13 protein-coding genes are annotated in these 13,087 nt (G+C 67.0%); 7 read left to right on the top strand and 6 right to left on the bottom strand.

Going from position 1 to position 13,087, the window contains the following annotated elements; translation table 11 throughout:
* Positions 1-110: 110 nt before the first annotated feature.
* Together AAE021_RS07315 and AAE021_RS07310 are read left to right on the top strand one after the other, a co-directional pair.
* Entirely contained in the window at positions 111-290 is a 180-nt protein-coding gene (locus AAE021_RS07315; RefSeq protein WP_342024957.1) for a hypothetical protein, read from the top strand.
* Positions 291-525: 235 nt separating this feature from the next.
* Positions 526-813 carry a hypothetical protein gene (locus tag AAE021_RS07310; RefSeq protein WP_342024956.1) on the top strand — a complete coding sequence of 96 codons (288 nt, stop codon included), beginning with the start codon at positions 526-528 and terminating at the stop codon, positions 811-813.
* 52 nt (positions 814-865) lie between these two features.
* Here the strand turns inward: AAE021_RS07310 and AAE021_RS07305 are convergent, their stop codons facing one another.
* On the bottom strand, positions 866-1,819 hold the full coding sequence (locus tag AAE021_RS07305) for an alpha/beta hydrolase (protein WP_342024955.1): 954 nt from the start codon (positions 1,817-1,819) through the stop codon (positions 866-868).
* Positions 1,820-1,882: 63 nt separating this feature from the next.
* Entirely contained in the window at positions 1,883-3,016 is a 1,134-nt protein-coding gene (locus tag AAE021_RS07300) for a DUF2891 family protein (protein WP_342024954.1), read from the bottom strand.
* A 205-nt stretch (positions 3,017-3,221) separates the two neighbouring features.
* On the opposite strand from AAE021_RS07300, the gene AAE021_RS07295 reads away from it, so the two are divergent.
* Positions 3,222-4,067 (top strand): aldo/keto reductase, encoded by an 846-nt coding sequence (locus tag AAE021_RS07295; protein ID WP_342024953.1) that lies wholly within the window; start codon positions 3,222-3,224, stop codon positions 4,065-4,067.
* 40 nt (positions 4,068-4,107) lie between these two features.
* The gene (locus AAE021_RS07290) at positions 4,108-6,009 is read left to right on the top strand and encodes an FAD-binding monooxygenase (RefSeq protein ID WP_342024952.1); all 1,902 of its coding nucleotides are present in this window, start codon (positions 4,108-4,110) and stop codon (positions 6,007-6,009) included.
* A 28-nt stretch (positions 6,010-6,037) separates the two neighbouring features.
* Here the strand turns inward: AAE021_RS07290 and AAE021_RS07285 are convergent, their stop codons facing one another.
* A complete protein-coding gene (locus AAE021_RS07285) occupies positions 6,038-7,192 on the bottom strand; it encodes a DUF4232 domain-containing protein (RefSeq protein ID WP_342024951.1) in 1,155 nt (384 codons plus the stop codon).
* A 215-nt stretch (positions 7,193-7,407) separates the two neighbouring features.
* Here AAE021_RS07285 and AAE021_RS07280 point away from each other — a divergent pair, with 215 nt between their 5' ends.
* The 3 genes from AAE021_RS07280 (at position 7,408) to AAE021_RS07270 (ending at position 9,981) form a co-directional block, all read left to right on the top strand.
* On the top strand, positions 7,408-8,112 hold the full coding sequence (locus tag AAE021_RS07280) for a maleylpyruvate isomerase family mycothiol-dependent enzyme (RefSeq protein WP_342024950.1): 705 nt from the start codon (positions 7,408-7,410) through the stop codon (positions 8,110-8,112).
* Between the two features lie 27 nt (positions 8,113-8,139).
* The gene (locus AAE021_RS07275; protein ID WP_342024949.1) at positions 8,140-9,273 is read left to right on the top strand and encodes a Vms1/Ankzf1 family peptidyl-tRNA hydrolase; all 1,134 of its coding nucleotides are present in this window, start codon (positions 8,140-8,142) and stop codon (positions 9,271-9,273) included.
* A gap of 144 nt (positions 9,274-9,417) precedes the next feature.
* On the top strand, positions 9,418-9,981 hold the full coding sequence (locus AAE021_RS07270; RefSeq protein WP_342024947.1) for a hypothetical protein: 564 nt from the start codon (positions 9,418-9,420) through the stop codon (positions 9,979-9,981).
* A 10-nt stretch (positions 9,982-9,991) separates the two neighbouring features.
* On the opposite strand, the gene AAE021_RS07265 is transcribed toward AAE021_RS07270, so the two are convergent.
* The 3 genes from AAE021_RS07265 to AAE021_RS07255 form a co-directional block, all read right to left on the bottom strand.
* On the bottom strand, positions 9,992-11,041 hold the full coding sequence (locus AAE021_RS07265) for a hypothetical protein (protein ID WP_342024946.1): 1,050 nt from the start codon (positions 11,039-11,041) through the stop codon (positions 9,992-9,994).
* A 105-nt stretch (positions 11,042-11,146) separates the two neighbouring features.
* A complete protein-coding gene (locus AAE021_RS07260; protein ID WP_342024945.1) occupies positions 11,147-11,863 on the bottom strand; it encodes an NADPH-dependent F420 reductase in 717 nt (238 codons plus the stop codon).
* A 153-nt stretch (positions 11,864-12,016) separates the two neighbouring features.
* A complete protein-coding gene (locus tag AAE021_RS07255; RefSeq protein ID WP_342025343.1) occupies positions 12,017-13,063 on the bottom strand; it encodes an alkene reductase in 1,047 nt (348 codons plus the stop codon).
* Between the last annotated feature and the right edge of the window lie 24 nt (positions 13,064-13,087).

Below are 13,087 nucleotides of genomic sequence, written 5' to 3'. Positions count from 1 at the left end.
AACGGCCACGACAGCCACGCCGGGGATATCATCCCGCCGTTTGAGGGCTACAACGGAAGTGCCGCATGGCAGTTGGACCCGGTCCGGAGCGCTGAGATCCTCGCCAACGGATGTTCGGAAACCCCCTGTCCGCCGACACCGACACCCACACCTACACCGACACCCACACCTACACCGACACCTACCCCTACCCCTACGCCAACGACGCCGGAACCGACGCCTACGACGCCGGAACCGACACCGACGACGCCGGAACCGACGCCGACAACGGACACACCGACGCCTACTGATTCGCCGACACCGACCGGTACCGACACACCCACCGGTTCGCCGACGCCCACCGGGACGGACGCCCCCACGGCATCTCCGACGCCGACGGGTTCCGGTACGGCCGGGCCCACCCCTGAAGGCACAGCCACCGAGGGCGGCTCCGGGGCGGGCGCGTCCGGTCCCTCAGTCTGCGTTTGCCCCTCGGCTCTGCCGGCGGCATCCGCTCCAGCGTCCGGACAGGAGGGTCAGCCCGGTGTGCCGGCGGCACCCGGCCAGCCCGGCACCACGGTGGCACCCGGCCAGCCCGGCCAGCCCGGCTCTACTGAAGCACCCGGCCAGTCGGGCGGAACTGTGGCGCCGGACGGTACGGTGACTAATCCCGAAACCGGAGCGCCGGGACGTCCCTGTCCCACTGAACTGGCGGAAACGGGCACCTCGTCCAGTGGTTTCCCCACCGGACTCGTCGTCCTGGGGGTTGGTGCGTTGCTGGCCGGTGCTGTGGCCCTTACAACAACCCTGTTTCCCCGCGGCCGTCATGGCTAACCGACTGCTCGGGCTTCGGTACTGAGGAAGCAGCCGAGGCCGCGTGAGGAAACTATGCGCCGGCCTCGGCCCCCAGGTCCCGCCGCAGCTCCGCAGACAGCTCAGCCAGTGCCTGCGGAGCGCTGCGGCATAACCGGGGGAAAGCGAGGTACCCATGCGGCATCCCCACGTAGGTGGTGACACGGACCGGCACGCCGGCCGCGCGCAGCGCGTCGGCGTACCGCAGCCCGTCGTCGCGCAGGGGATCATGCTCGGCCACTTGGATCAGCGCCGGCGGCAGCCCGGTGTGGTCCGGGGCCAGCAGGGGAGAGGCATACGGTTCCCTGTAGTCCTTCTCCTGCGGAAGGTAGAGGCTTCGGTAGCGAAGCATGTCCCGCTTGGTCAGCAAAGGCGCGTTGGTGTTCTCCTCGATGGAGGGGCTGCTCATCGTGAAGTCGGTGGCCGGATAGATCAGCCCCTGGAAGGTGATCGCGGGACCGGACCGGTCCCGGGACATTAGCGTCAACACCGCGGCCAAATTCCCACCGGCGCTGTCGCCCACCACGGCGAGCCGGCCGGCGTCGGCGTCCCACTGATGAGCACGGGATGCGACATCGAGCAGCGCCGCATAGCAGTCTTCGGCGGCGGCCGGCCAGCGGTGCGTCGGCGCCAGCCGGTAGGCCAGGGAAACGACGACGGCGCCCGCGTCCCGGGCGATGGTGCTGGCGATGCCGTCATAAATATCCAGCGTCCCCAGGCTCCATCCGCCGCCGTGGATCAGCACCACCAGGGGGAGGGTGCCCGCGGTGTCCAGGGGTCGGTAGATCCGGATCGGAATCCGGCCTTCAGCACCGGATGCAGTCTCGTTCTGCACATCCACCCCCGGCGCGAGGCCGCCCAGCAGCCAGTCGACCGCGGGATTGTGACTAATGGTGCGCCGCTGGTCGGCGAGGACCTGTGCATCGCTTTTGTGCGAGACCGAGAACGGGCCCATCACTTTCCCGAGCAGCCGCACACGCAAATCCATTCGAGCCAATTCATATGCCTTCCTTGTTCCGCTGCTGATGCCTGGTACGGCTGATGCCCGGTCCTAGTCTGCTTGCCCGGCTGCACCCGGCAGCTGGTCCCTGCTGCTGAGCGCGTCCCACGCGAAACTTGCCAGCCAGTGCGAGGACATGAATTCGGCCGTAACCACTGCTTCCAATCCGGTGTTGAGCAGTGGGTCCAGCGCCGTCCGGAGCACCGCGGCGCTCGCAGTGCCTGCGGCCCCGGAGGCGTCGAGTGCCGTGATAATCCTCGCCGCTTGGCCGGCGCGGGAGAGGCTCAGCCCGTGCAGGTGGACCATGTACCCGTCCGTCTCGTCAGTAACGGACACCGGCTGAAGGATCCGCGACGCCGGCGCCAAACCGGGCAGGAAGGACGGAAACCACGCGGCAAATTCCACTGGATCCAGGATGCCGGCCATGAGGTCCGCCTCGCTGAGACCGGACGAGAGGAAATCCTGACCGCTCAGTTCCCAGTCCGCGGCCCAGTTAGTGTCACCACCAAACCAGCGCCGGGCGGCCGCGGCACACGCCGCCGCCGCTTCGGTCCGGCCGAGCGACTGAAACGCGCTGTACAGCATGCCCACGCCAAAGGCGGTGTTGGTGTGGACGCCGTGCCGCACCGGATACTCCACCCGCACCGTCCACCCCGCCACCAGCTGCGCCACGGTATCCACCAATGGATCCAGGGCTGCTCCCCAGCTGCGGATCTGCGGATCGGCTGAGGAGGCGGCGGCTGCGGCAAGCCGGACCAGCCATGCCCATCCGTAGGGCCGCTCCCACCCGGGATGGGCCAGCAAATACGCTTCCTCCACGGCGAGGTTCTCCGGGGTCAGCGTCGCCTCCAGCTCCGCCCGCAGTGCGGCGTCCCGGCCGGCGTCGAGCCCATATTCCAGCAGGCTCACGCCAAGCCAGTGCATGTGGACGCAGGAATGCCAGTCAAAGGACGTGTGGAAACTCGGGTGCAGCTCGCGCGGGCTCGGCCGGTCCGCCGGCGAGGCCTCCACATGATGGGAGGCGAAGGGGTAGGGCCGGCGCAGGTTGTCCAGCACGACGTCGGCATATGCCGCAGCGAGTTGATCCCGCCGAGCGCTGCCCGACCCGGCGGAAATCCCCGAGCCGGCAAAAATGCCCGAGGTGGCGGGGCTACCCGGCTGAGGGGAGGCAGGGGCTTGAGTCATGGGCTTTCTCCGTTCCCCGGTCCGTGCCGGGAGCTGCAGTATCGGCCGGCGGTGCGGCGGTCTTTCGACGAATCATCTCACCCTTGGATAAAGATGCCGGGCTAATACGTTCCGGCCCGGCTCTACCGGCTCTGGCACCCTCCCGCCGGCCGCCGCCCGCTTGTAACCTCGAAGGGATTCTGCCGGGCACCGAAAGGAAAAACTCATGGAATATGTCACCCTGAACAACGGCGTCGAAATGCCGATCCTTGGCTTCGGCGTGTACCAGGTTCCTCCGGATCAGACCGAGGAGGCAGTGACCGCAGCGCTGGCCGCCGGATACCGGTCCCTGGACACCGCCGCCGCGTACCAGAATGAGGACGCCGTCGGACGAGCAGTGCGGAACAGCGGCATCGCGCGGAACGAACTGTTCATCACCACCAAGCTCTGGATCCAGGACAACGGCGAGGCCACCACCCAGCGGGCCTTTGACACATCCCTGCAGTTTCTGGGCATGGACTATGTGGACCTGTACCTGATCCATCAGCCCTTTGGCGACGTTTACGGCGAATGGCGGGCGATGGAAAAGATCCATCACGACGGCGGAGCGCGGGCCATCGGCGTTTCCAACTTCTCCTCTGACCGGCTGGTGGACCTGATCATCCACAACGAGGTGACCCCCGCCGTCAACCAGATCGAAACGAACCCGTATTACCAGCGGGCCGTCGAAAATCAGCTGATGAGTGACCGCGGCGTCCGGCATGAGTCCTGGGCGCCGTTCGCGGAAGGGAAAAACAATCTCTTCTCCGATCCAACGCTGACCGACATTGCCGCGGCGCATGACAAGAGCATCGCCCAAGTGGTGCTGCGCTGGCTGATCCAGCGCGGGGTGGTGGTGATTCCGAAGTCAGTGCGGCCGGACCGGATGGCGGAGAACATGCAGGTGTTCGACTTTGAGCTCAGCCCGCAGGAAATGGCTGCCATCGCCGATCTGGACACCGGACACTCGCTCTTTTTTGACCACCGCGACCCGGAGGCGGTGGCCCGGCTGAGCGGGGTCACGATGGAGTAGCCTACGTACACACCCACCACAACGAAGTGAGGACCACCGCGTGCAGTTCCACCATCACGGCTACGTATCCGGAGACCCGCGCATCCACCCCGCTGCCGGCGTCGGCATTGACCGCCCCAGTGAGCTTCCGGAGGAAGTGGACGTGCTCATTGTGGGCTCCGGACCGGCCGGGATGCTGGCGGCGGCGCAGCTGTCGCGGTTCCCCAACGTCACCACCCGGATTGTGGAGCGCCGCAGCGGCCGGCTGGCCATCGGCCAGGCGGACGGGATCCAGGCGCGCAGCGTGGAAACCTTCCAGGCTTTCGGATTCGCCGCGGAAATCACAGCCGAGGCATACCGCATTACCGAGATGGCGTTCTGGCGCCCGGACCCGGAGGAGCCAGCCAACATTGCGCGCTCCGGCCGGGCGCTCGACGACGAAACCGGGATCAGCGAATTCCCGCACCTGATCGTCAACCAGGCCCGCGTGCTGGACTACTTCGCGCGGTACATGGCCTACGCCCCCGCACGGATGGTGCCGGACTACGGGTACGAGTTCCGCGGACTGGAGATCGACGACGGCGCCGAGTACCCGGTCACTGTGACCCTCGCGCACACCGCCGGCGAGCAGGAGGGCTCCGAGCGCACCGTGAAGGCCAAATACGTTGTCGGTGCTGACGGTGCCCGCAGCAGGGTCCGCCAGTCCATTGGCTGCACCCTCGCCGGCGACAAGGCCAACCACGCCTGGGGTGTCATGGATGCCCTGGCCAACACCGACTTTCCGGATATCCGCACCAAGTGCGCCATCCAGTCCTCCAACGGCGGCAGCATCCTGCTGATTCCGCGTGAGGGCGGCTACCTCTTCCGCATGTACGTGGACCTGGGGGTGGTGCCCGAGGGAGACAACGGTGCCATCCGGAAGACCACCATCGAGGAAATCATCGCCAAGGCCAACGGCATCCTGCACCCCTACACCCTGGATGTCCGGAACGTCGCCTGGCACAGCGTTTACGAAGTGGGCCACCGTCTCACCGACCGCTTTGACGACGTCGTGCCCGCGGACATCGGCACCCGCACTCCGCGCGTGTTCATTACCGGCGACGCCTGCCATACCCACAGCGCCAAGGCCGGGCAGGGCATGAACGTCTCCATGCAGGACGGTTTCAACCTGGGTTGGAAGCTCGGCCATGTCCTGGACGGCCGCAGCCCGGAGAGCCTGCTCTCGACCTACTCCGCCGAACGCCAGGTGGTGGCGAAGAACCTCATCGACTTCGACAAGGAATGGTCCACCCTCATGGCGAAGAAGCCAGAGGAATTCGAAAACCCCTCGGATTTGGAGGACTTTTACGTCAGCACCGCTGAATTCCCGGCCGGATTCATGACCCAGTACGCGCCGTCCATGGTTGTCGCGGAAGCGAAGCACCAGGACCTGGCCTCCGGATTCCCCATCGGCAAGCGCTTCAAATCGGCACCGGTCCGCCGGGTCTGCGACACCAACCCGGTCCAGCTGGGCCATTTGGCCGAGGCGGACGGCAAATGGCGGATGTACGTTTTTGCCGATCCCGCCCGGGCCGGGGAGCCGTCGGCGGTGACGGATCTTGCCCGCTGGCTCACGGAGGCCCCGGACTCTCCGCTGGTTACCACCCCGGACGGCCTGGACCCGGACGCATGGTTCGACGTCAAGGTCATCTACCAGCAGGATCACACCGGCATCAACATCACGTCCGTGCCTGCTGTGTTCACGCCGCAGGTGGGACCGTTTGGCCTGACCAACCTGGCCAAGGTCTTCGGCGCCGATCCCCAGGAGGACATCTTCGAGGCCCGCGGACTGGACCGCTCGGGCGCCGTCGTCGTCGTGCGCCCGGATCAGTATGTGGCCAACGTCCTGCCACTGACGGCGACGGCGGAACTTGCCGCGTTCTTTGCCCCGCTGCTGCCGGCCCGCCGGGTTAACAGCGTCTAGGATCGACAGCGTCTAGGATCAACAGCGATTAGGCGCCCGCAGCAGCCGGCGCCCACCGCGTCACGGTCAGGAAGCCGGGCTCGGTCAGGTCAATGTCCGCTTCCAGCTCCTGGCGCAGGGTGCCGGCGAAGGGTGCCACCAGCAGGGTTCCCACCCTGGACATGCCGGCCCCGGAGGTTCCGTTCCAGCCGATGTCGGCGGAGGCAGCCTGCCCCGGGGCAAGGCTGATGGGACCGCCGGTGGTGTCCTCGGTCATAAACGAGCCGCCGTGCACCGCGGTGATGCCCATGGCCCAGCCGTCGGTGTCCTCGAACGCCAGATCCGGGTAGCCCTGCAGGATGCAGGTTCGGTCGCCGGTGTTCTGGATGATGATCCTGGCGCCGCGGTGTCCGGTGGCGGCATCCCATCCGCCAACCGTGGACAGGACCTCGTCTCCGGTGCACCAGCCGGGATCCGCCGCACCCAGGGAAGGGCCTACCGGCTCCGCCCCGTAAACCACGGGTTCCTGCGTGGGAAGCACTTCGGGTTCGATGACGGCGCCGGTGTTGGGGTCCGTTTTCAGCGTCGGCATCATCACCAGCAGGGTCAGGGAGACTGCGGTGAAAACAGCCAGGGGGCGGTTCCAGCGGCGGCCCGCACCGCCGTCGGACCGCACGTGGCCGGGGGAGGCTTGACGCTGTGTGCCGGAGTATGCGGCCAGTAGGGCCGGCACCCAGCCCCAGATGACACCCCAATAGGCGCCGGAGAACAGCAGCGGCATCACCGAATCGAAGATGTAGATTTTCCGGGAAGGCGGCCATTCCGCCACCACCAGGCCGGCGCCGAGAACTGCGGAACCGGCCACCGAGGCCAGGACCAGGCAGGCCCACGCCGCAAGGAATGCGGTGCCGCGGGGCACCGTCCCTTCCGTGCCGCTGCGGCGGACGGCGGGCATGAGCAGAGCCGCAAACGCTGCCACGGCCACCGCCGATATTCCAGCGGCCACTGCAAATCCGGGGCCGTCCAGCAGATAGCTCATGCGGTCCGGCAGGGTGTTCGGAAACAAAAGCGTGGATAGCGCCGGGCCGGCTGACGGCTGCCCCGTGGTCAGCAGCAGATGACCCGCCAGTGCGGTCATGAGCCACAGGACGGCAACAGTGATTGGAAGCAGCAGCGGGCGCAGCGAAGGCGCAGATTTCCCCATTCGGGTGAGCCTACCGGCGGCCGCGGCGTTCGGCGCCAGCCGAACCTTCCTGCATGGCCGTGTCCCATGGGAACCCATCGGGGGCAAAAGCCAACCAATCCGCTGAACACCGTGGCGGCAGCAGTCCGCCGGCGGTAGCGTGAGCGTCTCCGGTTGGTTACCGAGTTCAGGATGTGTGGCGCTTGAAGGTGCATGAGTACAGGACAGTGACCGAGATGAACAACAGCAGTGAGAAGGACCCCCTGTGGGCTTTGATCCGCGCCGAGCGGGCGGCGCTGGCCGAGGATCTGGCCGGGCTGTCGACGGAGCAGTGGCAGCACGGGACGCTGTGCGGGCAGTGGAACGTGGAACAGGTGCTTGCCCACCTCACTGCGGGTGCCAGCATGAATCAGCGGCAATGGCTGCAAAGCATGATTGCCGCCCGTTTCCGCCCCGATGTACATAACCAGCGGCGCCTCGTTGAACATCTGGGCCGCACTCCCGCCGAGACGCTGGACCAGTTCCGGGGTGTCATCGACAGCACCATCGCACCCTCCTCCCATACGGCCGCCTACCTGGGTGAAGTTGTTGTCCATGCGCAGGACATCCGCCAGCCGCTGGGAATTCCGCGGACTCCGGCACCGGAAGCGCTGGCTGCCGTGGCTGACTTTTATACGAGTCGGGACTTTGCGGTTCCCAGCCGCTCCATGGCTGACGGGTTCCAGCTGCGGGCCACGGACGGACGCTTCACCACCGGTTACGGGCTCCTGGTCACCGGGCCAACCCTCACCCTCGTGATGAGCATCGCCGGGCGGTCCGCGTACCTGGACCAGCTCGCGGGACCGGGAGCGGGAACGCTGCGGTCGCGGGTGCAGCGCGGGATGGGGAACGGCAGGGGAGGCGGGGGAGCGCTGGCCCGTGCTGCAAACCAGGACAAGTGATGACTGCGATCGGCGAGAGGGAAAACGATGACTGAGAACCTCCATAAGTACGCAGAGCTTTACCGGAAACAGGGGCCGTGGTGCACCGCATACTTTGACGCGGGAGCCGGAACCGTGGACGGCCTCGAAGCCGCTGAAGTCCGCCCCGGCAACATCCGGGAAGCACTGGCACAGCAGGGCGCCCCCAACGAGGACCTGGTGGCCATGGAACAGGCCACGGCACCGGCCCAGGGGCAGCCGGCTCCGGTGTCGCGGTTTGTCCTCGTCCGCCAGGGCACCGTGGAGCTGAACGAACTGCTGGCCGGGGAACTGGTTGCGCCGGAGCGGATTACCGTTGACGCAATTCCGGATCTGCTGCCGCTGCTCAAACACCGCCCGGAGGAATTCCCGTACGTCGTTGCCGAAGTCTCCCGTGAGGGCGCCGAGATCCAGCTGGAATACCTAGGCCGGACCGGCCCCGCAAATGTGCAGGCCGTCGAGGGGTCAACGGAGGGTATTCATAAGATTCCCGGGGGCGGCTGGTCGCACGACAAGCTGCAGCGGCGGACCGAACAAACGTGGCGCCGCAACGCGGACCAGGTTGCCGAATCGATCGACCGCATCGTGGACCGCAGCGGAGCCCGGCTGATTGCCCTGGCCGGGGACATCCGCGCCCGGACCCTGGTGAAGGAGCAAATCTCCGAGGCTCACCGGGACCTGGTGACCTTTGTGGGTGCCCACACCCACACCGGCGGTGCACCTGCCGAAGGTTTGCAGGACGAGGTCCAGGAACGGATCGCCCTGCAGTGGGCGGCCGAGCAGCAGGACATCATGGACCGGCTGGCCCAGCAGGAAGGCCAGGCCAACCCCCAGTCGGCCACCGGCATTGGTGCTGTGCTGCATGCCCTGCAGCAGGCCCAGGTGGAGGTGCTGATTATGAACGACGGCGCACTTGCCGAACGCCGCCTGCTGGCGCTCGGAGCTGAACCGTGGGTTGCCAGTGCCGGGGAGCAGGCGCTCGGTGCGCAGGAGCTGGGAAGAGTGCCGGCGCCCGCCGCGCTGCTGCGGGCCGCGGCCCTGACGGATGCCAGTGTCCTTCTGGTGCCCGGCGGCGTCCTGCCCCAGGGCACGGATGTCGCTGCGCTGCTGCGCTGGCCCACCGGCCCGGCAGCACCCGCGTAGGCCCGGGCCGACAGCACCCGCGTAGGACCGGACCGGCCATCCCGCCGCGCCCGGTCCCCGCCGATTCCAGCCGCACCGCCCGCGCAGGATAGTGTTTTTCCGGAGCCGGGCAGTTCATCACCCCTGGCGGTATAAGGGGGAACAGTGTTCTGGTGGGATGGGGTCGGCACTCTGGTTGCCTTGGCCACGGCTGTCATCCTCCCGATGTCCGGACTCGCGTGGGAAAAGCGGACCGTGCGCCGGGCCGAAATGCTCAGCGCTCAGGGAGCCAACCTCACTCCCGAGCTGCGGGCCATAGCGCAGGGAGACGTGGGCACCGGGAAGGGAAAGTCCCACCCGATGGGGGAGCTGACCCGAAGGGACCGGGCTCTCGGGAAGCGGTGTGTCCGGTTCTCCGGCATGGTCAGCGCCGCCGCCCTGGTGTGCAGTATCGCCCTCTCCTGCTACCTGCTGGCCACCATTCCGTGGAACACACGCCTGGAGGTCGGCGGACGCACTTCGGGCAGTGTATCCGCGCCGTTCTTTATGCTCCTGTTCATGTTCATGCATCTCCGCTTCGCATGGATGAGCCGAAAGGAGAAGACGGACCTGCGGCCCAAGGCCCGCTTTTATTCGTACGTCCTGCTGTCGGTGATGACGGTGGTTTTCCTCTACGGCCAGTGGTGGGTAGCGGGACGCTATCTCGTCGCTGCCGGGCTCGCTGGCTAAAACGCTGAGGCTAGGACGAACTCACGGAGCGGTGCCGTCCGTGGGCGTCCGTGTACCCGGTTGCGGACGCATCCTGCATCAGGGTTGCGAACATCTCGGTGATGTGGACGGCCGCGGCAGCATTGCGGGCGATCAGGTCCGCGCCGCCGCCCAGGGCCGCACGGACCGGAGCCAGTGCCCGCGTGGCAGGGTCGGCGGCGGCAGCGCGTAACAATGCCAGACGCTGCGGGCCGGTGGTGAAACCCAGTTCGAACAAGACCCAGTGGAACAGGTGCATGAGGGCGGTGTCGCGGTCGTAGCCTTCGTGGGCGGGCATGAATGCTGCTTCTTCCACCGTGAGGTTCCACCCCCGGTGAAGGGCCAGTCCAAAGTCAGTAAAAAGCAGGGTGCCCTCCCGGACGAGGATGTTCCCCGGGTGCACGTCGAAGTGCTGAAAGCCCTCGGCCCGCATCCAATCCGTGGCCTTCAGGATCTGTTGGACCGCGTCCACGAAGACTGCCTCGCCCCGGTCCTCGCCGAGGCTTCGGCGCACCCGCGCGCCGAGCGTCTCGGGAACGTACTCGAGGAAGAGCACCAGGCTGCTGGTGGCATCCTTCATCGCCGTGACCTGTTCCCGGACCTGCGGCCAGTGGGATCCCCATTGGCGTGGCGGAGCATCGCCGTCGAATTCGTGCAGGTCCAGCCCGCACGGCATGTCCACCACGCGCCAGCCGAGAAGCAGCGGGAAAAAATCCGCCTTCCCCGTCTGAACCCATTCGGAGGCGATCCGGTGTGCCGCAAGCTCCCGCCCGGCTCCGTGGCTCGGGCTGCCTATCCCGTAGTGGCAGGCGAAGGGAAGGTGCGCCCGGCCGGCGGTGGAGGTGGGATCCTGCTCCTCTCCACTGGTGAGCGGCAGTTGTTTCAGGAAGACTGTGGTGCCATTGATAAGGACCGTCTTGGTGGTTCCGCCGATGCCCACTCCCACCGTTTCCGCCGCATCGACGAGGGCCCGGACACCGGCATCATCATGAGCGGCGAGCACTGCGGAGAGTCGCCGGGCATCTTCTCTGCGTGCAGTCATCCCTACACCCTAAGCGGCAGGCCTCCCGCGTGATGCGGGAGGCCTGCCGCGTGATGCGGGAGGCCTGCCGTCGTCGTTCGTTTCGGTGAGGGAACCGGGGGCGGCTTAGAAGACGCGGTCGGACACGTTCACGCGGGTGGCTGACGCCAGCGCGGACCGGACCTTCTCCGTGGGCATTGTGCCGGGAACCGAGCTCATGAGCTGGTCATCGGGTGTGCTCGCATCCGCCAGATAGAGGCGGGTGTAGCCTGCGGAGTCCGGCTCGAACCGCCAGCTTTCGGCGACGGTTCCGGCGTCGACCACGTCGTACCCCAACGCGTCGATGAGTGCCGCCGCCTCGGCCTTGGCCGATTCGTCGTCGGAGGCGACGGGCAGAGCGGACCGGTCTGCGGCGCCGCTGGGCCGGGCCAGCAGCGGGATGTGATGGGCCAGGATGTTGTTAAATGCCTTGACGTACTGCGTTCCGGGAAGCCAGCTCTGCACCAGTTCACTCGTGGTGACACTGCTGTCATCGAGGGCGGCGATGCGCCCGTCCCGGGACGGATAATAGTTGCTCGTGTCCAGGACAATTTTTCCGTCCAGCAACCCGTCAGGCAGGTCGGAAACCGCCTTAAGCGGAATGGAAAGCACGACGGCGTCGCCGAGTTTCGCTGCGTCTTCCACAGTTCCGGCGGTGGCCAGCGGTCCCAGCTCGGCGACCAGGTCCGAGAGTGTTTCAGGTCCCCGCGAATTGGCGATAACAACGTTCATGCCCGCCGCAACCGCGAGCCGGGCGACGGCCGATCCGATGTTTCCGCTTCCGATGATTCCCAGTGTTGGCATTGCATACTCCTTCGGTGGTGTTCAGCTGGATTGACCGCGGTGTTCGCGCGGGGTCTCTCTGGGAACAAACCGCCTCTGCTGTAGAAGAATTCCCCGGCAGAGAGCGACGGCCCCTCCGCGGTATGCGGAGGGGCCGTCGTCGAGCGGTTTGGGTTAGGAAACCGGGGCGAGCTCCGGGTAGTCCGTGTAACCGGCGGCGCCGTCGGTGTAGACGGTGGCCTGGTCGAGCTCGTTCAGCGGGTGGTCTTCCTGCCAGCGGCGGGCCAGGTCCGGGTTGGCGATGACGGGGCGGCCGACGACGGCGGCGTCGGCCAGGTTCTCCTCGAGCAGCATGACGGCGTCATCACGGGTGGTGACGGTGCCGAAGCCGGTGTTCAGCAGCACCGGGCCGCCGAAGCGGTGGCGCAGGGCCTGGACCATCTCATCGGCCGGGTCCTTGTGCAGGATGGACAGGTAGGCCGGCTTCAGATCGGCGATGCCGTCCACCAGGGCGGTGTAGGTGGCGGTGACGTCCTCGCGGTCGGTTTCCAGCACGCCCTGGATGTTGTGCTCCGGGGAGATGCGGATGCCGGTGTGCTCGGCGCCGATCGCTTCGGCTACGGCACGGAAGGCCTCGATGAGCAGGCGTGCCCGGTTCTCGGGGGAGCCGCCGTAGTTGTCGGTGCGGGTGTTGGAGACGGGGGAGAGGAATTCCTGCAGCAGGTACCCGTTGGCACCGTGCAGCTCCACGCCGTCGAACCCTGCCTTCATCGCGTTCTGCGCGGCGGAAACGAAGTCCTGCACGATGCCGGGGAGTTCGGCTTCGGTCAGGGCGTGCGGCACCGGGTAGGGCTGCTTGCCCTCGTAGGTGTGGGCCATGCCTTCGAGGGCGATGGCGCTGGGGGCCACCGGCTGGCGTCCGCCGTTGATGTTCTCGTGGGCTACGCGTCCGGAGTGCATGAGCTGGGCGACAATCCGGCCGCCGGCAGCGTGCACGGCGTCGGTGACGCGCTTCCAGCCGGTGACGTGGTCCTCGGTGACCAGGCCGGGCATCAGGGCGTTGCCCTGGCCGGTGAAGGAGGGGTAAATGCCGTCACTAATGATTAGGCCCATGGAGGCGCGCTGGCGGTAGTGCTCTACCATGATGTCGGTGGGCACGCCGCTGCGGTCGGCGCGGACGCGGGACATCGGTGCCATGACAAGGCGGTTGGGCAGTTCCATGGTGCCGACGGTCAGCGGGGTAAA

Origin of the sequence: Arthrobacter citreus, assembly GCF_038405225.1 — a bacterium.
In the GTDB taxonomy this organism is placed as follows: Bacteria; Actinomycetota; Actinomycetes; order Actinomycetales; family Micrococcaceae; genus Arthrobacter_B; species Arthrobacter_B citreus_A.
The sequence above is the reverse complement of the archived record's forward strand: the minus strand, read 5'-3'. Positions and strand labels throughout refer to the sequence as shown.

Bases quoted from the DNA above. Each gene is read 5' to 3' on its own strand.
- AAE021_RS07315 (WP_342024957.1), top strand. From the start codon at position 111: ATGTTCGGAAACCCCCTGTCCGCCGACACCGACACCCACACCTACACC.
- AAE021_RS07305 (WP_342024955.1), bottom strand. From the start codon at position 1,819: ATGGATTTGCGTGTGCGGCTGCTCGGGAAAGTGATGGGCCCGTTCTCG.
- AAE021_RS07300 (WP_342024954.1), bottom strand. From the start codon at position 3,016: ATGACTCAAGCCCCTGCCTCCCCTCAGCCGGGTAGCCCCGCCACCTCG.
- AAE021_RS07295 (WP_342024953.1), top strand. From the start codon at position 3,222: ATGGAATATGTCACCCTGAACAACGGCGTCGAAATGCCGATCCTTGGC.
- AAE021_RS07285 (WP_342024951.1), bottom strand. From the start codon at position 7,192: ATGGGGAAATCTGCGCCTTCGCTGCGCCCGCTGCTGCTTCCAATCACT.
- AAE021_RS07280 (WP_342024950.1), top strand. From the start codon at position 7,408: ATGAACAACAGCAGTGAGAAGGACCCCCTGTGGGCTTTGATCCGCGCC.
- AAE021_RS07275 (WP_342024949.1), top strand. From the start codon at position 8,140: ATGACTGAGAACCTCCATAAGTACGCAGAGCTTTACCGGAAACAGGGG.
- AAE021_RS07265 (WP_342024946.1), bottom strand. From the start codon at position 11,041: ATGACTGCACGCAGAGAAGATGCCCGGCGACTCTCCGCAGTGCTCGCC.
- AAE021_RS07260 (WP_342024945.1), bottom strand. From the start codon at position 11,863: ATGCCAACACTGGGAATCATCGGAAGCGGAAACATCGGATCGGCCGTC.
- AAE021_RS07255 (WP_342025343.1), bottom strand. From the start codon at position 13,063: ATGGAACTGCCCAACCGCCTTGTCATGGCACCGATGTCCCGCGTCCGC.